Genomic DNA, 20,968 nt, shown 5'->3' with positions numbered 1-20,968 from the left:
AAACGTCTTTCCCTTCCTCTTCTATACTCACTCCATAAATTCCTATTTCACCGATGAACCCTCATCCTCCTTGAGTTCCGTACCATAACCATAGTCCAATGCATCCGATTCATCAAATCCACTCAAAGTCTGAATCTTCTGTGAAATTTCATTGACTGTTGAGGTCGGGGTATAGTCCGTCTTTTTATACAGATATTCATACAGTGCCTTAACATTGCTTGACAAAGTACAAGGGACGTCTACAGAACCAATTTTACCAAGATTCGTTGTATGCAGAGCAAACGGGAAGCCCGTTTGTCCCTTCAGGGAGTAACTCTGAATGGCCATAGCAAGCTGTGTCAGCTGTCCAGCTGAGAGCGATGTTGATATATCCGGGAAAACATTTGTCACCAGCTTATTAAGCTGAGTCGGGCTGGCGGACTTGGCCTTCTCAATCAACTTTTCTACCACAATTCTCTGCCGATTTGCACGGCCGAAGTCCATGGAACTCGTATAACGGATCCTGCACCATGCGGTTGCCTGAACACCATTCAGATGAACATTGGTTCCCGGTGTAATTGGCTGATCTTCATCCATATGTCCTGTGACATAAGCGACTTCACCGGCATAACCCTTTTTCTTAATAATATCGACCTCTTCCTGAGTGACATCTACATTCACTCCGCCCACCGCATCTACTGCCTCAACTAATGCATTAAAGTCAACTGCAATGTAGTCCTGGATATCCAGATCCAGGTTTCGATTCAGCATAGTCATGGCTTGTTTTGCGCCGCCTCGTGCATAAGCGGAATTTGCCTTCTGCAGGTTCATTTCACCTGTAACATCCAAAAGGGTATCACGATAGACGGAAACGATTCTCACTTCCTTGGTGTCATTATCTATAGCTGCAACCATGATTGCGTCTGACTGACCGGTGTTGAAGTCACCATTAGAACGATTGTCTAAGCCAAAGAGGGCCAAAGTCGTATAACCCTGCAAGAGGTCTTCCGTCTTTGCATCCAACTTATTCTTTTGAATTTTCCCAACATCATTGAAATTAATACGGCCCAGCTTGGAATAAACATAAATCAAAGCAATGAGAATCAGAAGAATGAGGATCTCAATGATCAGTAACACTCTTCTCTTCTTTTTTTTCTTTTGTCGTACTAGCTTACGCTGGATTCTTCTTTCTTCCACAGTCAGTTCTGATTTCCTTGCCTTCAGAATCCTCTTTTTTTCTTCTTTGTCAAGATGCAGGCTGGAACCCTGATTTCTATTTTGTTTTCTGGATGTCATCATTCAATCCTCATGTTTTCTTTTTGATTCTAATGGTATGTCAGTCCTAATATTCTGGTGTCTCTCGAACTCTCACAACTTCGCATCATCATAAACAGCTGGCGGACTCTTCCGAAACACAATCAACTTACTGAATACATAATTCAAAGCAATGACGATAAACTGACTCATGAATTTCACCGGCATATTCGGCCATTTCAGCCGTCCGATAAAGAAATACAACATAGCCTCTTCAATGCCAAGAGTAATCAGCCTGCCGGCACTGAAACCGATCAATTGATGAACAAAGGCATAGACTCCCTTTACATGTGCGACAAAGACATAGCGCCGATTGGTCGCAAATGCAAAGTAAGTAGCAAAAACCCATGAAATAGCATTTGAGATGATGATATTCCACCCGAATCCTTCGGTGAATAAAGCATAGGTCCCAATCGAAATGATGAAAGTCCACAAGCCAAAGATGCCATACATCATGAGTTGCTTGTATTTCGCATACAGCGGCAAGACCTTAGCCCTACCGTTGGGATGGTTCCGGAATGCCCATGCTATAAACTGATCTAAGAGATCATTCGGATCTTTTAAATGAAGTTTTCCCATATACCCTCATTCTTTTATTCCACTGCAATCTCCCGCTGTCATTTGCTCCTTTGACAGCAAACAATAGCTAATGTATTTTAGCACGGTAACAACTAACTGTCCAATAAAAATAAAGAATCCGTCACGAACCAATCCGAAATCGGTCATAAATGCAACATTTATCCAAGCTTGGATTTCTGCTCTATCCGATGTAAGATGTTCAACATAGAGCATTTTACAATCATTGATCATTGGAAAAAATATTGAGGTGATTCTTCGTTATGAAAATACAGATCATTATCGCTTCCCACAAATCCTGCTTTCTTCCTTCCGATTCATCCATGTATTTGCCTCTTCAGGTCGGTGCAGAGGGGAAAAGGCCATTGGAAGTTCTTAGCGATCATTCCATCTTGGATCCATCGGGAAAATATACGGGACAAAAACAGTTTGAGCGGGATGACACCGGTGACCAGATCTCCAAGAAGAACCCCTTCTACTGCGAGCTCACCGGTGCTTATTGGGCATGGAAGAATCTAAACGCAGACGTGATTGGCCTGGTTCATTACCGCCGTTATTTCACGGTAATGCCAAAATCATATCGGATGACTCATAACTGGGAAGACAGTGTCCTGACCGAGGCAGAGCTTCGTTCCATCCTCTGTTCCTATGCCTCTGCATTGTATGGGAATATGGAAAAAACGAAAGAGCGGGAAAAGATTGCAGGTGAGACCAATGAGTCAAGAGCAATCGAGGATCCTACCACAAATCAGGAAAAGGCTCTGCATCAGCTCCTGCAAAATGGTCTTCTGATCGTCCCTAAGAAAAGGAAATATTATATAGAAACTCTCTACTCCCACTACAGCCATACACTGGATGGGCTGCATCTGGATATTTGTCGCCAGATCCTGGTGGAAAAAATGCCTGAATATCTCAATGACTTTGATCTCGTGATGAAGCAGAACTGGGGTTATATGTGGAATATGATGATTGCCTCAAGAGCTGTCTATGACAAGTACATGACCTGGCTCTTTGCTATATTGGAAGAACTCGAAAAAAGGATCCGTCTGGATGGCCTCTCTTCCTTTGAACAGAGGCTCTTCGGCCGGGTCAGTGAGATTCTCTTCAATGTATGGATACACCATGAGATGGATTTCAAAAGCTTGTATACAACCACGAAAAATCAAGGCATTTCGAACTCCGGGCTTCTTCTGCTCGAGTTTCCTGTACTCCACACGCAGGCGGAGAACTGGCCTTTGAAGATTCGGTCCTTCTTAGCTGCTAAATTATTCGGAAAGAAATATAAGGCCTCTTTTTAATAATGCTAGCGGTTAAAGCCATAGCCGGTCTTGCTTCGAAGCTTAAAAATAATATTTTGTATAAAAAGATAAGGGTGATTCAGAATCTGTTTCACCTTACATGCCTTACTTCCCTGACGGAAATCAGCCTTGAAAGTCATCATTCTCTTAAGTCTCTTCAGGTTTCGGATCGTCTGCCTGACCGGAAGATACAAACCGTTTCCAATCGGATAGAGATCAAACTGAGAAGATTCTAATTCCATGTGAATGAGATCGATAAATTCATAGGTCGACTGATCCGTCAGACGGGTATCTCCGGACAGATTCTTCGATGTGTAATGGTGGATATACAGGGCTTGATCGATATATCGGAATTCCACCCCGGCTTCCAGAAGAAGGACCCAGAGGAAGAAGTCATCTGCACCGTTCTTCGTCAAGGGATGTGTCATCCAGAAATCCGGTATCCATTTTCTCGGTATGAGGCACTGACCCGGGGATATGATCTGTGTTCCAATATTTAGATAGGTCGTCCTGTTACCAACCTGTTTTTTATGATAATCTGTCCGGTACCAGAGGGACTTCCAATCCTTTTGCTCTAATATGGCATTAGCTACATAAATAAATGGCTTCCTATGATCGGATGAATTCAAGGCAGCCTCGCCAAAGCAAAGGATCGCATCATCAGATAAGACATCATCCTGATCCAGAAAGACAATATATTCACCGGATGCTTCTTTGAGTCCATGGATCCTGGATCGTTGGATCCCCTGATTCTCACGATTCTGCACCAGCTTGAACTGAAATATTTTCCCTATTTCATTATTGCCGGCAGTCAAACCATCTTTCTCGGCATCAGATACAGAAGGGCCTCCGGCATCTTCCACCGTACCAGATATGGAAGGATCCTGGTATCCCTTCTGTACTTCCCAGAACATCACCTCTTCCCCCGGACTGTCATTCACCATAACCACTTCGAAAGTCAATGCACCCGCGAGCTCTGATTCCTGAATGGTTTCTGCATTTCGAAGAATCATCGCCCGAAAGGCCGGCATATAGGGATTCCCCTTAAAAAATGGGGTAATGATAGAAATTTTAATCTTCGTTTTCAACATTGGATGCTCCACATGTTTTCATCCGGCACTCTAACGAATCTGTTTAAGTCTGTGATAAAGTTTTCGAAAATGCTTCTTTCCCCAACGGAAGAGATTCATCCTCCGAAGGGCTTTCCCGGCATTTCCCTGGCAAAAGGGCTGATAGAGGAAACTTGTTAAGAAAGAGCTGCTATGGAACTCTCCCCGCAGTTTCTGATATAGACTACTGTCCTGCATTTCCTTCTCAATCATGGAACGTACTTTTGCCTTCGGAGTCCCATGATCTAATTCCCGGGCCGTCATAGAGGCAAAGGAGCGGAAATACCGTCCTGCGATCATAGAAAGATCTCCATGATCTCCTCTTAATTGATATTGCTGGTCCAGAAATTCCCGACAACGTCTTTTCTGCAGCTCAAAATATTCCGGTATATATTTTCCTGTCAGACGATCTTCCTGGTCTATATTGACATAATGATAGAGAACATCGGGTATTGTGGCTGCTCGTTGGGCCAGATCGTAAACTTTCCGATTGAAGAAGAAATCTTCGCTGAAACTTAGATCCGGAAAGAGGATCCCCCTGTTTTGAATCAATTCTGTCCGATAGATCTTATTCCAGGGATAACCATAGAGGGTTTTCTCTTCCAGTTGAAAGAGCATGTCAGCCAGGGCCTTGGGGTTCTCCCGGTCCGCAAAAGCTCTCTCCGGTGTATGTGTCGCAGAATAGCTGACACTCCTGTCCTTATTCAGGAAATCCTCCGCGATGCCGAAAGTCAGAACATCCGGATCGTACTGTTGGATCGCATATCTTGCCTTTTCCAGAAGTGTCGGCTCGATCCAGTCATCTGCGTCCAGGAAAAGAAGATGGGTGCCATGTGCTTTCCGGATGCCAAGGTTCCGGCTGGCGGACACACCGGAATTCTTTTCATTATGGAGAAGCTTCCAGGTCGGATACGATCTCACCGTTTCTTCCAGCCATTTTCTACTCCCGTCCGTAGAACAATCATCGATAAAGAGGACTTCCAAGGGTGCTACAGTCTGCCTCTCAATTGACTGGCAAAGGCGTGGCAGGCTGGACTCCGCGTTATAGACCGGTATTACGATGGTATAGGAAATCATTTACTGCCCCTTCCGGTAAAGACAACGGCAATGGTTTTCAAAATAATCTTGATATCGAGTCCCAGCGTCCAGTTCGCGATATACTGGGTATCCATCTTGACGATCTCTTCAAAATCGGTGATATCCGAGCGGCCGCTAACCTGCCACATACCGGTCAATCCGGGGCGGAAGGCCAGTCGAGCCTTATGGTGCAATTCGTACTGTTTGAACTCATCTTCTGTCGGCGGACGGGTCCCAACCAGGGACATATCGCCGATCAATACATTCCAAAACTGAGGGAGTTCATCGATGGAGTGCTTCCGCATGAAATGACCAATGGGAAAGATCCGAGGGTCATTTTCCATCTTGAACATCAGACCCTGCATTTCATTTTGGGCCATAAGCTCCGCCTTACGACGATCGGCGTCCGGATACATGGAACGGAATTTCCAGATCTTAAATCGACGTCCGTTTCTGCCGACACGAGGCTGACCATAGAAAACCGGGCCGGGCGACTGGTGCTTAATGATCGGTGCGAAGATCAAAAAAGCAATTCCCGTGAAGATAAGACCAACTAAGGCACCCACAATATCCATGAGCCTCTTCAGGAAAAGCTGTCTCGCATTCCGGATATTCATGGAGGCCGTCAAAACCGTGTAATTCCCATAGCTTTCCAGACGACGTGACGGCAGCATCTGGTCTGTATGGACCAGGGCAACATGCACTGTGATCCCAAACTCCACCAATTCTGCAGCCAGTGCATCCGAAGAAGCCCTGGTATTCCCGTCGATAAAGACCTCGTCTACCACATTGGTCCGAAGGTATTCCAAAAGGCCATCCGCATTACAGACCACCGGGATCCCAAGGATCTCCTGTCCGGTCATATCCTTGTCCACAACAACGATTCCGGTCACCTTAAAGTCGGTATAGAGATTCTTTCCAATTTCTCTTACGCACTGTTCTGCATTGATTTCTTCGACAATCAGAAGCATATCGGATTTATTCACGTCCAATATCTTCCTTCTGCGGATCAGTCTTTTCCACAGTACACGAACAATATATTCAAAGCAAATGGAAATAATGAGATAGAGGAAGATCATTCCCCGAGAATAAAAGAGAGACTGCCTTGTCGCATACATATAGATCAGGAGTCCACCGAATACGATAAAACAATGCCCTATCGTATGGGTCAGCTCCTGAAAGCGGTTTCTACGAAGGATCCCGCTGTAACTCTCTGTGAAGAAAACCACACAGATATCGATCAAAAAGAGGATGACCGCCATCCTCTGGTAAATGCCATCCCGGTAGATCAGATCCCGTTCGAACCAATCTCCCCGAAATCGGATCAAAAAGGCACACAGGAAGGCCAGCTCCTGCATAAGGAGATCCAATATGGTAAAATCCAGATGTTTGATCCAGCCGCTTTTCTTTTCCTGATACATAAAGCCCCCGTTTCTAGCCATCTGTACTTGTTGTCATCAAATCACCCATTTCCCCGTTTTCGGATCCAGGTGAAGGCAAGTGTCCTGACTGTAGTTATCATCTACAGAAAAAATCGATGCCAGTTGTTCTGTCAATGGCTGGTGGATATATTTCCGGTAAATTTCTTCCATACCCTTCCGTGCCTGCTGTCGGATTTCTTTCGGGACTTGATCCACAGAACCGTATCGCAAGCTCTCCAATCTTCCTCTCGCTCTCGCATAATCGAGGATCCCATTCTGAAGGTCTTGTATGCCCTCTGAAGGTTTCGCTTCTTTCCGGTATTCCGGATCTCTTCCTCGAAAGCGAATCAACTGACCATAAGGAGCCTGGAGCACACTTTCAAGAAATAGCTGTGTCTCCTCAATATCCTTTATAAAATCCTCCGAGTTCTCCTTCTGCTTGGTCTCCTGATCCACTTCACTTCTCAATGTCAGGGAGGATCCAGGACCATACATTGAAGCAATCGGACAATGATTCTCTGCCAGCTTCTCATTTTCCTGAAAGACAGCAAGATAAGCTGCAGCAACCGGTGACTCCAGGAGACGGCTCATCCAATACTGAATGGTACCACTATAGCCGATATCCACAAGGAGAACTTTGTTCCGGTCTACATTTGATGGAAACATTTGGTCAAGGTAGCCTAAATAACTTTTTCGTTCCTCCTTCGCATACGAAATCACCTCAGGGAATATTGCTCGAATCTTCTCGATGGTTTTCGAAAAGTCATCGTCACTTGTTCCCTTTTTGAAATGGATCTGGCGGTCAGGAAAGTGCTCTGCTTTCTCCTGAGGGTATCCTAGTCGTGAAACCAGAAGATTTCGAAGCGATCCGTCGTAATCTCGCCGAAGAATTTCCAAGATATCCTCTTCCGTCCGAATTGCCGCTACAGAGACTGAACGGCGGGATGTCAAAAGGTAGCAGCTGGGCAGAGCCTGATCTCCAAATATGATCTGGTAGAGCTGGCGGAAGATATAACCCTCACGTGCCAGGAAGGCAATCATCTGCACTTCATTCTCCCGTGCTTTATTATGAATCCAGGTGATAAATTCATAAAAGAGAGGGCCAAAGGCAGTCCAGCCAAATGTATAAGAATCATGAAAACGAAATTGTCCATCCGGAGAAAGGGCAAAGGGGCTATTATAAGCGCCAAGATTACAGGTGAGTCCCTTCACAATGGACTGCATGATGGGGTCATTGATCTTGCTTTCACAGGCTGACTGACCATCGATTCTTTCCTCGTCCCTTGAATTCATGATCCAGCAGGTTTTCTCATTTCGGTCCGACAATTCCTGCCAATCCGACTGCAGATTATCCCCGACGTGAGCAAGATTCATACCCTGGTAGTCTGTAAGGACCTTCTCCCAGAGACTTCCGTCATCCTTCCTGAGCCCTTCTTCACAGGAGATATAAAGGGCTTCATAACCTTGAATTCCATTCTTTGAAAGGATGTCTGCGATGATATCCTTTGGAAGATACATGTCACTGACCAGGATCAGGTGTTTCCCCTTTTCTCTCAACTGATTCCAGAGATCTACTATGTCGCGTCTCGGAGATAAAAGTTCTCTCTCCAGATCGATTTCTTCCTGAAGGTAGTGCTCCATTTCTGTCTCGGACCAGTGCATAGACTCCTTCAGGATGGCATAGATCTGCCGGATGGAGGTCTTTGCACCGAAGCTATGGTTGGCTTCGATTTCTGCAAGGATTCGTTTTTCTGCATCAAATCTATGATTCAACTGATTGGATTCTGCTCCGGAAACCCTGTTTGCTTCCCGCCTTCCTGGTTCTGCCTTTTCCATAAGCCAGAAAAGGTCAACAGGATGATGCACTTTCCTGGTAAGCAGCGTATCGAAGATATCAAAGCTTATGACGTCATAGGCCATGAGATCCAGTTTCAGATTCGTCCTGTCCCTTCGAAAAACAGGCAGGAAGGCCTGCTTATCCCAGTCAACATGTACTTCCCGTCTGCCTGAGGATAGGATGGCATCGTGATATCCATTATAACGGCATACCTTTGAAACAGCTCTCTCCAGTACGTGAGCCAGGGTTCCATCGGTCTGGCTTGCCTCCGGGTCGAAATCCGAATAGGTCAGATGACGGTTCCAAATCTGACGAATGGCCTCATTTCTAACCAGAAAAAAACTTCCTGCCGGATAGAGAAATACCCCTGACGAAAAGGGTATTCCCAGGGATTCGAGAAAATTTCTTCCCTTTTCTTCATCTGACAGCCAACTATATGCTTCCGGTGCCATGCCTTCATAGCGCTCCGGATAAGCCAGACCAATTTCAGGGTGATTTTCCATCAGACGAATCAAACGGGTGGCAGTCTCTTTGTCTCCTATCAGAGTTTGGACTGAGAACTGGCGCCAGTCTTCCTGTTCTGTCCCGGTATATAGAGATTTCTTGGAATGCAGATGGAGAACATACTTATAGTCTTCAAGTTCTCTCCCAAAGAGGGCATACATAGGGGCAATATCTCTCCCGCGATTTTCTGTTGGCCGGATTTGAAGCTGATTTAAATGTGGAATGGATCTACATTTCTCTGTGATTTCCTTCTGGTGAACTGCGTTTTCACTTCCCCGATCCTGTATCGAAATGAAGAGATCAAAGGGAATCGGAATATTGGAAAGGGATCTTACAAATTCATCCAGGAGATCCTCATAATAGAGATGAAGTTGAACCGCCAAAAAATTCTCAGGCGTATTCTCTAACGCCTGACAAGCTTCTCCATCCAGCTCGTTAAAGGTCAGCCGTATATCATCTCCTGGAATGACAAAAGAAGCCCGTCTCTCGGCGAGCTTCACTTTGACCTTATTCATAAATGCTGTTAAACCCTGGCGTCGAAGGATTTCTATGCCTCGGCGCAAGTGACGAAGCTGATTCTTATTCATGGACAATTACTCTTCATGTTTTTTTAAATATTTGACAAACTCAATTCTTTCTAAAAGACTTAATAATCTGCGAATCCATCTTTTCATTCTTTAGTAGCTAATCAAACTAATTCCACAATGTTACCCCTCAACAAATTCAAAATGTGTTTTCGACTCATCTGTACTTATAATCTAATTTCATTGCAAGGAACATCCATGATGAAGCCGTCTTTATGCAACATACACCGACTTTGTATGAAATAGATGAACTGCCGCTACCTTTATGAAAGTTTTTTTCAACCCGTTTGCCTCCGATTTCAGTAATAATCTAAATCTTAGGTTTTAGTTCCGGAGAACCGTTACTATGTTAATATCCTAGTGTTCTCGGTCAGATTCGTTCCACAGCCATGATAAAGTCTGAACTATCATGTGACCCACTCCCCCCCAAGAAACTAGATTCTGCATCAGGAGATTCAGAGCCATAAGAACGAGGTGTTTACAAAACCACTTTTCCCATAATACAAGAGCTCATCTACATTCTCTTCTTGAATAACTTCTATAATTATGTCACTTGATGTATTCACTATTGACAAAAGGATTTAGATTTCTCTCATTTCTCTTACAAAACTCACTATTTCCTCTTTATTTACAAGTGGGCAATAAATCAACTCTATTCGAAGTTGATTCACATCCGATTCAAGGTTAGAAATGATAATATTTGGGTCGTTGCCCTTTGCCAGCCAAACAATGTTTTTGTCTTGTTTTCCTTCATAAGGAACCATGTTTGCATATTCTACATTAGCAATACCCTGTTTTTCACCTACAATAGCAAACTTTTCAAGTAGTCCGCTAGTCATGGCTGGATCAATTCTGACAGCAACTGTATCGTTTGGTATATCTAAATTAAATATAGCTTCATTTTTTTCATTATATTGTTCTGACAAAAAGAAACTATGCTCTTCACTAAAACCATGCCCATAATCATAATAGACCTGTATCCTAAGATTAGTCACTAAGGCATTCCAATGATTCAATTTGTTTTGATAACTGAGAATTTGGCCCTTTAGTGAGGAAACTTTACTCGTCAAATCTTCAGGATATATTTTATTTCCTCTCAAACTTAAGCTATTTTTGTAAAGACCATTTCCTAGCACATATTTTTGAAAATTTGTTTCCATTTTGGAAAATAGCCTTTGCTCCTGCTTTCCAATGTTTAGAGTTTGATAAGCCGCTTCTTCGATGTCACCACCTGTCCTGTTTCTATAATTTAAAAAATAAAAGACACATCGCCATTCGACAAACTTCCAAGGGATAGGAAATGAAAAAGTCCATTCATAATCCAAAATAACATATCCATTTTTTTTGCAAACTGCATTTTCAAACAGACAGTCAATATCGGTTATTGATAAGCTTTTCTGTTCCCCCAGTATCAGCATTTCTGTTCCGTCAAATGAGCCAAATATCTGTTCAAAATCGTTAGTTAGGGTATATTCTATTTGTTTCCCCGGAAGAATAAACATATTAAAATATTCTTTTATTTTATCTATCCATTCATCATATTTGCCCGCTTGAAACAATTCATCGAGAATATTCTCTAAAGTTTGTCCCTGAATAAATGTTAATTCAACTTTATTCCTATTGATTGGATCCACCCTGTCCCATTTCAACTGAGTGTCCTTATACATTTCAGACAGAATTTTATAGTGATCTGCTAATGTTAATAAATGTAACGAGTCAGAATGAATGGTTTCTTTGACAACGTGAATCTCATTGTTCAGCTTATACATTTCTGTTTTAGTTTGAAATTTATCATCCCTTCTTGGCGAATAATGAATATAGCTCACAGCTTTTTTTGCTTTTGAGGATACGATGTCATTTTTTGAAGCTATTATCAAAAAGCTATCAGCAAAGTCAGTCGACAGGCCCTCATGTATTAAAGTATTTAGAAAAGATGGTTCATCTTGAAATTGTAACCTATTAACAGAATAATCCCATGTGTCCTCATGATATCCACCTACATCTGGAAGCCATTCGTCAGAATAAATGTCTGTCACAAAACTATGAAAAGGAAACAAGTAATACCATCTCTGAATCAACCCCATTCCTTTGAGAATATTCTTTAACTCCCTTTTTGTGTATTTAACACGGTAATCAGGGTCGTGTCTATCTGTATCCCCATTTTGTTTTGTGGAATCTTCAATAAACATATGTCCAGAAAGAGCCGAATAGCTGAGACGATTGCTTGCAAAGAGAACAATGCAACAGTTTGATGGTGCCTTTTCGAGTGTTGTTCGCAATTCATTAACTGACCAGTGCTCTACACCATTCAAGATGAGCCAGTCTATAGCAACAGGAATTTCCTCACTTGGCGCACTACAAATCAGGACTTCTTCATTTGTGGCAATAGGTAACCATCCAAATATTCTCTCGTTATTTCTTCTTTTTGCTTCTTCTATGATGTCGAGATCTGCTTTGTTTTCCATTTTTTGATTCCCGTGCTGAGTGATTAAAAATTCACTTTTTTTACATCTACTGTTGAATTAATATCGAAAAAGCCAACTGTGTTTTTATCTGACAGCACTTCCAATGTAATAACATCGTATAGCCTATGATAAACTGTAAAATCCGCTCCATCATACCCGGTACAGCTAATCGAAAGGAGATATGGTCCTCCCTGAAGATTCATTTTTTGCGTAAACGAACACACAAATATATCATCTGCTTTAGCTGTAAACAGATTTTTCTTTTCAATCATTGTATTTGTACCTGTAATTGCTACCCCCTGTTTGTTTTTTATTGTAAAGGTAAAGATTGGATTTTCAATAGTGGTATGAAACTTTATTTTTGATCGTATTGTAAAATTTTTTTCCTTCTCTAACGTATTATTGAGTGCGCCACTACTATCCCATACGCCAAAATCAATTATTTCGGCAGAGCCATTACCATACTCATTTAGTTGGGGATTTATCGTAAAATTATCTTTCCACAACTTGGTCTCATTCTTAGAATGAATTTGTCCCTGTAGCTTTTCATGATCTAATGGTCTGCCAAGAGCATCTGTCTCTCCTCGTATAACTGCGTCCACGTCAACCTGATGAACTACAATTCTCTTATACAAGTCAATCATATCCTTTGGTCTTCCCTCGGATACTTTTCTCCCATGGTCAAGAAGTATGACTCTGTCACAATAATGTGCTATACTACTTAAATCATGTGACACAAAAAGAACAGTTTTTCCTGCCTCACGAAACTCTTCAAACTTACGATAACATTTAGACTGAAAGAAAACATCTCCAACAGAAAGAGCTTCATCTACAATCAATATCTCTGGATTAATATTTATTGCCAATGCAAAGGCTAGCCTGACAAACATTCCTGAAGAATATGTTTTTACTGGTTGATATACAAATTCACCGATATCAGCGAAATTTAATATATCATCTATTTTTTCCTTAATTTCATCATGGGTGAATCCCATCATTGTTCCATTCAAATACACATTCTCAATTCCTGTATATTCTGGATTAAACCCGGCGCCAAGCTCCAGCAAAGCGGATATTTTTCCATTAATTTCCAATTCCCCTGAAGTCGGTTGTAAAACGCCTGTAATTATTTTTAAAATGGTCGATTTTCCAGCCCCATTCGTTCCAATAATTCCGACGGTCTCACCTTTTTTTACATCAAAAGACAAGTTTCTCAAAGCATAATGCTCTGTATAATGTTTCTTTTGTTTTGACAGGCCAAATGCATCCATAAGTCTGTCACGATTACGTTTATATAGTTTGTACATTTTCGAAACATTTTTTACTCTAATTGCATAATTATCCATAATCATACACCGTTCTCAATAAATAGAATAGGTTCTTCTTACAATAACTTATATAAAAAATAATCAAAGTATATCAGCAAAATGAGGTTGCAGCCTTTTAAAAACCCAATTACCGAAAAGAAGGAGCACGATAGTTACACCCCAGAAATATAAGTTAATCATCCCTCGTTCAAAAAACCATATCCTATTCAACAGACTGTCTCTATATCCCGATACAATATAATACATAGGATTCAACTTCAGAATAATTTGAACTGGATTTGAAATGCGTCCCTGTGAAATCATTCCATCAATATTCCACATTATGGGCGTCATCCATACTAGAATCTGCAAGACAATTCCAACGATCTGAGATAAATCTCGAAAAAACACCACAACGGCACTAGTAAAGTACACAATTCCAGCTACTAAAAAGAACATGCAAAAACTATAATAAAGCATTTGAACTGCATAGATGGAGGGGATATATCCATACGCTGTAAAGAAAACAAGCGTAAATCCAATAAAGAAAAGATGGACAAAAAACGATGACATCATTTTAACCGTTGGCAATATTTCGATATTAAAAACGACTTTTTTTACCAAAAAGCTATATTCTAGCAGAGCATTTGTACCAGACGAAACTGCATCAGAGAAGAAAAACCATGGAACCATGCCCGCAGTTAACCACAGTACATATGGAGCTTGAATGCCACTCTTTGTCACTTGAGTGCCTGCGTTTAATGCCTTATCAAACACAAACCAGTACACTAAAATAGTCACAATAGGCTGAACAAAAGCCCATATTATGCCAAGATATGATCCGGCGAATTTCTTTTTAAAGTCATCTCTACCAAGATTCCATATCAGTTTTTCATTGTTTATAATTGATTTTGGAATGGATGTCATGTTAATACCTCACAAGTTTATAGATCCTTATTAAAAGAGAAGTCTTCTCTTTCCAAGCTCAGATGCCGATTATAGCACGGATCACCTTTTTCAACAAGACTTCCCCACCTCTTGCGGAAAGTCAAAATCTCCTGCCGGAACCTTGCCTGTTTTTCTTCGGTATCCTCTGCTCCTCTGGATTTAGATTCATAATGATATAATTCAGCATATGGAGTAAAAACTATCCTATACCCCGCTTCTCCAACTTTCAAGCAAAAATCTACATCATTAAAAGCTACAGCCAATTCTTCAGTTAATCCATGTACCTGCTCATATGCCTGTTTTTTTACCAGTAAACATGCTGCCGTAACAGCACTATAATCTTGTACAACTACTGCTCTTGAAAAATATCCCTGATCCTTTCTAGGATAATATTTGAATGCATGACCAGCGACACCACCGATTCCGATAATTACACCAGCGTGCTGAATCGTGTCATCCGGATAATACAACTTGGCCCCAACAATTCCGACATCTCTTCTCATGCAAATATTCGTCATCTCTGACAGCCAATCAGGAGTAATTACTTCCGTATCATTATTTAACAGGAGATAAAATTGACCTTTCGCAAAGGAAATGCCATAATTATTAATCTTTGAATAATTAAAGGATCCTTTGTAATAAACGACTTTTATCCTTTCATCTTTATTTATTTTTTCATAGTATTCTTCGGTCTGTTTCTCTGTACTATTATTCTCCACAATAATAATTTCATAATTCGGATAAGAGGTTTTCCGCAATATTGATTTTATGCAACGGTCCAAATCATCTACATGATCCTTATTCGGAATAATTATCGATACTAAGGGTTTTATGTTCCAATGATATCGAATACGATATCTCCCATAGTACTCCGTTTCTACAACAGTCCCTGGTATTCCCATACGGTCAAGGTGCGCTTGAACAGCACGTTTTCCAGCTTCAAAAGCATAGAGTTTGCTCTCTTGATTTCCAGCCGTCGATAATTCATAACTTCTCCAGTGATATAGAATTTGGGAGATATGCAATATTTGATTTGCATTTAATTTCTCTACGCATCGAAGTGTAAGATCATAATCCTGTGCTCCATTAAATGCAGGATCTAGCAATCCCACTTTATCAATGAGAGACTTTTTTACCAAACTGAGGTGCGAAACATAATTCATACTATTCAAAAGATCAGGATTATAGTCCGGTTTAAAATTTGGTTCAGACCGTCTCTTTCCAGTAGCATCTATTTTATCTTCATCGGAATAAATATACTGAATGCCAGGATTATCAAATATTGCTTTAGCCGCCAAATAAAACGCCTCCGGCGAAATAGTATCATCATGATCTATAAATACAATCCAATCTCCACTTGCCTTTTTAATTGCAGCATTCGTGTTTTCAGAAATACTACGATTCTCAGCTAGCAAAAAATATTTAATTCGCGAATCCTTTTTAGACAAAGCCTGCAAATAATCTGTGTTAGGTGATTTTTCATCACTACCTTTACCAGCATCCGCTAAAATTAGTTCCCACTTTGAATATGTTTGAGATGTTATGGAGTCAATTAGTGCCTTTAAATATTTTTTGGGCGTACGATATACTGCAACCACTATACTGAATAGTGGAATCTCATTACTTGCCTTATCTTCTTTTTTTAGAGCGTGTAGATACCATTCATGTTGGTCATTAAGTTCTTTCTGATCTGGTTCCGTTTTTTTTATCCATGACTGATAGTCATCTTCGGGTTTCTTTTTAACAATATTTTTTATTTTTCCAGCCGCTTTTCTTAATGTCGCACGTTTCCCATTGTCTTTCAAAGATTCTTGGGTACGAACTATTGCTTTACGAACTCCACCAGCATTTTTCCATCTTATTGCAGCAACTGTCCTTCGGGTAATTTCATAATTCAAGCTACCGTCCGCTCCCTGGAAAGTAATTTTCCACGGCATGTCTTTCAAAAGAAGATTTGGCACTTTAATGTAAAAGCCCACATTTGGATCATCACTTACACGCTCTGGAAACTCAAGCAATACATCCTCCCGCCTTTTCCTCTCTATATTCACTTTTTGACCAGATTTAGTGCTTAACTGAATATCAACCTGGCATCTATCCAAAGCCCATCCTGTAATAACAGTGCTTCTATCTGGTTGAACAAATAATTGATCTATTGAATAACATAATCCTAGTATTTTTTTCTTAAAATAAAAATTTCTTTCTATTAATAGTTCAGAATTGTCTTCACAAGTCACAAATAATTTTATATTTAATTTGGTCTCATCTTCTTTAACATCAGGAAAGTAAACAAATCCAACAACTTTATTATCATTTCCTTTCCCTCTAAAAATTCTTTTAAAAAGATTGTCCCCATTTGGAATCAATTTAATCAGAGCTGTATTCTTATTAACTTCGGCATGAAATGTAACATTCGCCGGAGAAATTTTTTTTAATAAATATCCCCAGAATAATAATCGTGTAGGGTCTTCAATATCAATATGATATCCTTCAAGTTTAAAAAAATCTGATTCCATTTTTTTCTTGTATGATGATTTCAGAAGCTAAATCAACATTTTCCTTTCTTTTTGATTCTATGGTTCAATACATTCAGATACTGTGGGACTTTTGATTATTTTCTGTAGCTTAGACTACTTTATATGAGTGTATTGCCGCTACCTTTATCTGAATTGTTTATCAGCTGGATGTGCCGGAGATCTTCTCTTGAGTACTTATTTCAAGCAAGTCTACGATGATAATCGCTGGTGGATGCCACAGTATCAGGGAACCGAAAGGAGGGTTTCACTATGTACTATGTAGCATCGATATTGCCAAACTCAATCACTTCGCTTCTGTTGTTTCTTCAGATGGCGAGGTACTCGTTAAGCCGTTCAAATTTACGAATGACAATGATGGCTTCTGTACGCTGCTCTCTGCACTCGCATCATACGATCGCGGCAGCCTCATCATTGGTCTTGAGTCAACGGCACACTATGCTGACAACCTGGTTGAATTCCTCGTGTCTACTAAATGCTACCAGGTCTGCGTTATCAACCCGATCCAGACTTCCACGATGCGTAAGAGCAACATCCGGAAGACAAAGACCGACAAGGTGGATACGTTAGTTATTGCCAAAACACTTATTACTCAGCCGCACAGATTTTTCTCGCAGGAAGATATTGACCTCATGAATCTAAAGAATCTTGGCCGTTTCCGGCAGAAGAACATCAATGAGCGTACTCGGTTAAAGGTTCAGCTCACAACTTATGTTGATCGGGTATTCCCCAAGCTACAGTATTTCTTCAAATCCGGACTGCATCAGAAGGCTGTCTATGCTCTTCTGAAAGAGGCTCCCACATCGGAACTGATTGCTTCCATGCACTTGACTCATCTTGTGTATCTGCTCGAGGTCTCCTCCCACGGACACTTCCATAAATAGCAGGCCAAAGAATTAAGAATTCTGGCACAGTAGTCTGTCGGGTCCAGCGACAGAGCCCTATCCTTGCAAGTAACACAGTCTGTGGAGCAGATCGAGTTACTGGACAAGCAGATTAAGGATGTCGAATCTCAGATGACCGAAATCATGCTCGGACTCGACTCCGTCATTATGACCATCCCCGGCATTGGCTATGTCAATGGTGGGATGATTCTGGGCGAGATCGGCGATATTCATCGCTTTCAGAAGCCCTGTCAGCTGCTTGCTTTTGCCGGGCTGGATCCTTCCGTGTATCAGTCCGGAAATTTACCAGAATGTCTAAACGAGGCTCCCGGGTTCTCTGGTATGCGTTAATCAATGCAGCTCATAACGTTGTGAAAAACAATTCGACCTTTAAAGCTTATTATGACGCAAAAATGGCCGAAGGCCGTAATCATTACAGTGCCCTTGGGCATTGTGCCGGCAAGCTCGTCAGAGTCATCTTTAAGATGTTCACTGACAATGTGGCATTTAATCTCGAGTAAGTTCTAACCCGAGGTCATAGTAGACTTTGAAAAGCACCCTTATGGGAGCTCTATTAGAGTTACCCTTTTTTAGCCACAAGACAAAAAGATATTTTCTGCTAATTTATGCTTGACTTTTCATAGCTGGTCTCCTTTCTCATGTTTGTTGCTTTACTAGTCTTTAATTAATACATAACCGTTTCTATGAATAAAGCAAAATCGTGTGAGATTCTATATTTCCTACTGAATCTCTCTATTTGTAACTACAACCAAATATTCCTCATCGTCAGACTTCAATAGGAGCTTTTCCTATATTCTCAACTATTCTACAATAAAGCATAGCGTGTATGCAATCTCTTCAATTCAAGAGACGTAGAGTCCCTCTTCCTTCTGTATGGCGTAAACAAAGTTTGCCACACGTAAGAACATGTCATAGTTTCAACCAAGCAAATCCACAGTCTAGGGGGTTCTACATTGAGATCGCCACGTTCCAGATAAACATTGATTACCGCAGTAATTTCCAGTTCACTACAAGTAGCCGATTTGACGGTCTGAGCAATTTTCACAAAATCATTGTCATAGTGTCTTGATAATAATCTGGTCGTTGTATGGTCTATTATCAAGTTTGAAATTGAAGTTACATGATAGTAAGCATACTTCTCTGTAAGGATCATGACAACCAGAAGGCGTGCCTCCGACGGCGCCCAAAAATGAAATATTAAATTTCACTCTTGGTTGGGCATCTTGATTAATCCGTTTTTTCATTGATTTGCTCCTTTTGTGCAACTATAATATTGTTATAAATACTATTGATAGAAAGTGCGTCTATATATCTAATTTGTCGAACCTATCCATTTATCGGACATCCATGAGAGAAGCAAACCGCCAGATGGATGTTTTTCATTTCACTTATAACAATATATTTTGCCGTGTACTGATACATTCTTTTTCAAAACCTCAAAATAAGTATTTTCCATGCAGTCTCTTTTTTACAAATCCAGACGACCACACAAATGATTTTGAATGTTTGGCAAATGCACAAAAATTAGATGTTTCTTCTTCCCATATTGCAAAATTTTTCCATATTCGAGATGACGGCCAGAACACTCCTCTTGGAACACTTTATCGTCATTTTTATGAGTCTCTGAATCGTGCAATTCCGAATCATGTACATATTCGACTGGAACCAGACGACAGGCAGCTCATTCGAAACAAAATCAGGACAATTGATGACAACAAACCCAAGCAATACTTGTATGATGTAAGGACAACTGGCGGGCATCGAACAAATCTTGATAATGATAAAGCAGCAGCTTTCTATCCAGACATCTACGTTCATTTTCAGAATGATACAGATTACAGCTTTTTCTTTACAGCAGATCCTTCCAAAGAGGTAACGTTGGACACTCTTCTCCAGAAGATCGAGCATCGGAATCATAGTTCCAGTTGATGTCTTGTCCATATATATTGACTGTATTTGGATGCCGGAATGTTTTCCATACCAAAAAAATTTCCAGATGAGCGATCAAAAATCTCCTTGCTTCCGGTATTGTTATGCGAACAAGCGTAAGTCCTCAATCACCGGTACCTTTTCAGGGTACCATATTTCTGCGATGATATCTCTATTTATTGACGAGTTGCACGACTTGCAAAAGTTGTGCAATGCTATGAAGGAGGTATTCGCATGTCCCGTATCAATCAAGCTTTGCACCAGATGAAACTTCAGGACTGGGCCCTGAAAATCAAGGATCAGGCTTCCAGTGGTCTCCTCGTTTCCGAATGGTGTGCACAGAATCATGTCACTCGTTATCAGTTCCATTACTGGAAACGCCTTGTCAAGGAAGCTGCTATAGAGCAGATGCTTCCGGAGATTGTTCCGCTCCCTCTTTCCACACCTGACACAGATTCTTCGCACACCGGCTTTCCCTGTCGCGCAACTTCTGCAAGTAGTGCAGTATCCTCGTGTGATGAGCCTGCACATTCCTCCGTTTCCCTCAAAGTGAACGGCATCTCTCTGGAACTGGACCCTTCCACACCAACTGATTTCCTGATCAAGCTTATGAAGGCGGTGTCCCAATGCTGAAAGGATCTGATTACTCCATCTATAACGGTGTTTACATCGTCTGCGGCTACACCGATCTCCGCTATGGGATTGACTCTCTGGCAGCCATCATCCAGAACCGGTATGAGATGAACCTATTCGTTCCGAATACCCTCTTTCTCTTCTGCGGAAGATCCGCTTCCAAGATCAAAGGCCTGCTCTGGGAGGGAGATGGATTCCTGCTCCTTTACAAGCGGGTTGAGGCCGGTCATTTTACCTGGCCGAGAAACTCTTCTGAACTCCGGTCCCTCTCCCCGGAACAGTTCAAGTGGCTGATGTGTGGGTTCTCGATCGACCCGGTGATCCACGAAGTCACACCTTCTCAAACCGCCTAATTCCAATATTTTCTTGTGCAAAACAGAGATTTTTTTCTTCCCTTTTTGACTCCTTTCTTTGAATCCGGCACAACTCCGGAAAGCCTGTTCCCGCTTGGGATCACAGCTTTCCGGGGCTCTGCCGGATCTTTTCTTTTTGATTTCAGCCGATTCTTTTCCGGTCTGTACCGCCCCAGGACAAGCCTGCAGCTATAG

Annotated in this window: 16 protein-coding genes; 6 read left to right on the top strand and 10 right to left on the bottom strand. The window is 41.4% G+C overall.

Annotation, left to right across the window (positions count from 1 at the left end; all coding sequences use genetic code 11):
• Nucleotides 1–42: 42 nt before the first annotated feature.
• The gene (locus ACKX2L_RS10330; RefSeq protein WP_497553210.1) at nt 43–1,116 is read right to left on the bottom strand and encodes an LCP family protein; all 1,074 of its coding nucleotides are present in this window, start codon (nt 1,114–1,116) and stop codon (nt 43–45) included.
• 231 nt (nt 1,117–1,347) lie between these two features.
• A complete protein-coding gene (locus ACKX2L_RS10325; RefSeq protein WP_497553209.1) occupies nt 1,348–1,872 on the bottom strand; it encodes a GtrA family protein in 525 nt (174 codons plus the stop codon).
• Between the two features lie 260 nt (nt 1,873–2,132).
• Between ACKX2L_RS10325 and ACKX2L_RS10320 the strand changes: the two genes are divergently transcribed.
• Complete coding sequence (locus ACKX2L_RS10320) at nt 2,133–3,167, top strand: DUF4422 domain-containing protein (RefSeq protein WP_497553208.1); 1,035 nt, start codon at nt 2,133–2,135, stop codon at nt 3,165–3,167.
• 5 nt (nt 3,168–3,172) lie between these two features.
• Here ACKX2L_RS10320 and ACKX2L_RS10315 read toward each other — a convergent pair whose 3' ends face one another.
• The 8 genes from ACKX2L_RS10315 to ACKX2L_RS10280 form a co-directional block, all read right to left on the bottom strand.
• Nucleotides 3,173–4,258 (bottom strand): glycosyltransferase family 2 protein, encoded by a 1,086-nt coding sequence (locus ACKX2L_RS10315; RefSeq protein ID WP_497553207.1) that lies wholly within the window; start codon nt 4,256–4,258, stop codon nt 3,173–3,175.
• Between the two features lie 30 nt (nt 4,259–4,288).
• Nucleotides 4,289–5,353, bottom strand: a complete 1,065-nt coding sequence (locus tag ACKX2L_RS10310; RefSeq protein WP_497553206.1) for a glycosyltransferase family 2 protein — start codon at nt 5,351–5,353, stop codon at nt 4,289–4,291.
• Nucleotides 5,350–6,795 carry a sugar transferase gene (locus ACKX2L_RS10305; protein ID WP_497553205.1) on the bottom strand — a complete coding sequence of 482 codons (1,446 nt, stop codon included), beginning with the start codon at nt 6,793–6,795 and terminating at the stop codon, nt 5,350–5,352. The genes ACKX2L_RS10310 and ACKX2L_RS10305 overlap by 4 nt, the downstream gene beginning before the upstream one ends.
• 15 nt (nt 6,796–6,810) lie before the next feature.
• Nucleotides 6,811–9,702 (bottom strand): rhamnan synthesis F family protein, encoded by a 2,892-nt coding sequence (locus tag ACKX2L_RS10300; protein WP_497551766.1) that lies wholly within the window; start codon nt 9,700–9,702, stop codon nt 6,811–6,813.
• A gap of 578 nt (nt 9,703–10,280) precedes the next feature.
• Nucleotides 10,281–12,164 carry a hypothetical protein gene (locus ACKX2L_RS10295; RefSeq protein ID WP_497551767.1) on the bottom strand — a complete coding sequence of 628 codons (1,884 nt, stop codon included), beginning with the start codon at nt 12,162–12,164 and terminating at the stop codon, nt 10,281–10,283.
• Nucleotides 12,165–12,187: 23 nt separating this feature from the next.
• Nucleotides 12,188–13,510 (bottom strand): ABC transporter ATP-binding protein, encoded by a 1,323-nt coding sequence (locus ACKX2L_RS10290; RefSeq protein WP_497551768.1) that lies wholly within the window; start codon nt 13,508–13,510, stop codon nt 12,188–12,190.
• Between the two features lie 63 nt (nt 13,511–13,573).
• Nucleotides 13,574–14,398, bottom strand: coding sequence for an ABC transporter permease (locus ACKX2L_RS10285; protein ID WP_497551769.1), 825 nt, complete (start codon nt 14,396–14,398; stop codon nt 13,574–13,576).
• Between the two features lie 17 nt (nt 14,399–14,415).
• On the bottom strand, nt 14,416–16,935 hold the full coding sequence (locus ACKX2L_RS10280; RefSeq protein ID WP_497551770.1) for a glycosyltransferase family 2 protein: 2,520 nt from the start codon (nt 16,933–16,935) through the stop codon (nt 14,416–14,418).
• Nucleotides 16,936–17,150: 215 nt separating this feature from the next.
• Between ACKX2L_RS10280 and ACKX2L_RS10275 the strand changes: the two genes are divergently transcribed.
• The 5 genes from ACKX2L_RS10275 (at nt 17,151) to tnpB (ending at nt 20,773) form a co-directional block, all read left to right on the top strand.
• Nucleotides 17,151–17,837 (top strand): IS110 family transposase, encoded by a 687-nt coding sequence (locus tag ACKX2L_RS10275; protein WP_497551771.1) that lies wholly within the window; start codon nt 17,151–17,153, stop codon nt 17,835–17,837.
• Nucleotides 17,838–17,900: 63 nt separating this feature from the next.
• Nucleotides 17,901–18,188 (top strand): transposase, encoded by a 288-nt coding sequence (locus ACKX2L_RS10270; protein ID WP_497551772.1) that lies wholly within the window; start codon nt 17,901–17,903, stop codon nt 18,186–18,188.
• A gap of 918 nt (nt 18,189–19,106) precedes the next feature.
• Nucleotides 19,107–19,787: a DUF6037 family protein gene (locus ACKX2L_RS10265; protein WP_497553204.1), complete on the top strand. Its 681-nt coding sequence runs from the start codon at nt 19,107–19,109 to the stop codon at nt 19,785–19,787.
• Nucleotides 19,788–20,021: 234 nt separating this feature from the next.
• Nucleotides 20,022–20,420, top strand: coding sequence for an IS66 family insertion sequence element accessory protein TnpA (tnpA, locus tag ACKX2L_RS10260; protein ID WP_497551774.1), 399 nt, complete (start codon nt 20,022–20,024; stop codon nt 20,418–20,420).
• Nucleotides 20,414–20,773 carry an IS66 family insertion sequence element accessory protein TnpB gene (gene tnpB / locus ACKX2L_RS10255; RefSeq protein WP_497553203.1) on the top strand — a complete coding sequence of 120 codons (360 nt, stop codon included), beginning with the start codon at nt 20,414–20,416 and terminating at the stop codon, nt 20,771–20,773. Before tnpA ends, tnpB begins: the two co-directional genes overlap by 7 nt.
• Nucleotides 20,774–20,968: the final 195 nt, after the last annotated feature.

The sequence above is a fragment of the Porcibacter vitabionis genome, assembly GCF_046263795.1.
In the GTDB taxonomy this organism is placed as follows: domain Bacteria; phylum Bacillota; class Clostridia; order Lachnospirales; family Lachnospiraceae; genus Lachnocurva.
This window is presented reverse-complemented; position numbering and strand designations above follow the sequence as displayed.

Excerpts from the sequence above, each read along its gene's own strand:
- ACKX2L_RS10295 (WP_497551767.1), bottom strand. The coding sequence starts at position 12,164 with ATGGAAAACAAAGCAGATCTCGACATCATAGAAGAAGCAAAAAGAAGA.
- tnpB (WP_497553203.1), top strand. The coding sequence starts at position 20,414 with ATGCTGAAAGGATCTGATTACTCCATCTATAACGGTGTTTACATCGTC.
- ACKX2L_RS10275 (WP_497551771.1), top strand. The coding sequence starts at position 17,151 with ATGATAATCGCTGGTGGATGCCACAGTATCAGGGAACCGAAAGGAGGG.
- ACKX2L_RS10280 (WP_497551770.1), bottom strand. The coding sequence starts at position 16,935 with ATGGAATCAGATTTTTTTAAACTTGAAGGATATCATATTGATATTGAA.
- ACKX2L_RS10305 (WP_497553205.1), bottom strand. The coding sequence starts at position 6,795 with ATGGCTAGAAACGGGGGCTTTATGTATCAGGAAAAGAAAAGCGGCTGG.
- tnpA (WP_497551774.1), top strand. The coding sequence starts at position 20,022 with ATGTCCCGTATCAATCAAGCTTTGCACCAGATGAAACTTCAGGACTGG.
- ACKX2L_RS10320 (WP_497553208.1), top strand. The coding sequence starts at position 2,133 with ATGAAAATACAGATCATTATCGCTTCCCACAAATCCTGCTTTCTTCCT.
- ACKX2L_RS10285 (WP_497551769.1), bottom strand. The coding sequence starts at position 14,398 with ATGACATCCATTCCAAAATCAATTATAAACAATGAAAAACTGATATGG.
- ACKX2L_RS10310 (WP_497553206.1), bottom strand. The coding sequence starts at position 5,353 with ATGATTTCCTATACCATCGTAATACCGGTCTATAACGCGGAGTCCAGC.
- ACKX2L_RS10300 (WP_497551766.1), bottom strand. The coding sequence starts at position 9,702 with ATGAATAAGAATCAGCTTCGTCACTTGCGCCGAGGCATAGAAATCCTT.
- ACKX2L_RS10325 (WP_497553209.1), bottom strand. The coding sequence starts at position 1,872 with ATGGGAAAACTTCATTTAAAAGATCCGAATGATCTCTTAGATCAGTTT.
- ACKX2L_RS10315 (WP_497553207.1), bottom strand. The coding sequence starts at position 4,258 with ATGTTGAAAACGAAGATTAAAATTTCTATCATTACCCCATTTTTTAAG.
- ACKX2L_RS10290 (WP_497551768.1), bottom strand. The coding sequence starts at position 13,510 with ATGGATAATTATGCAATTAGAGTAAAAAATGTTTCGAAAATGTACAAA.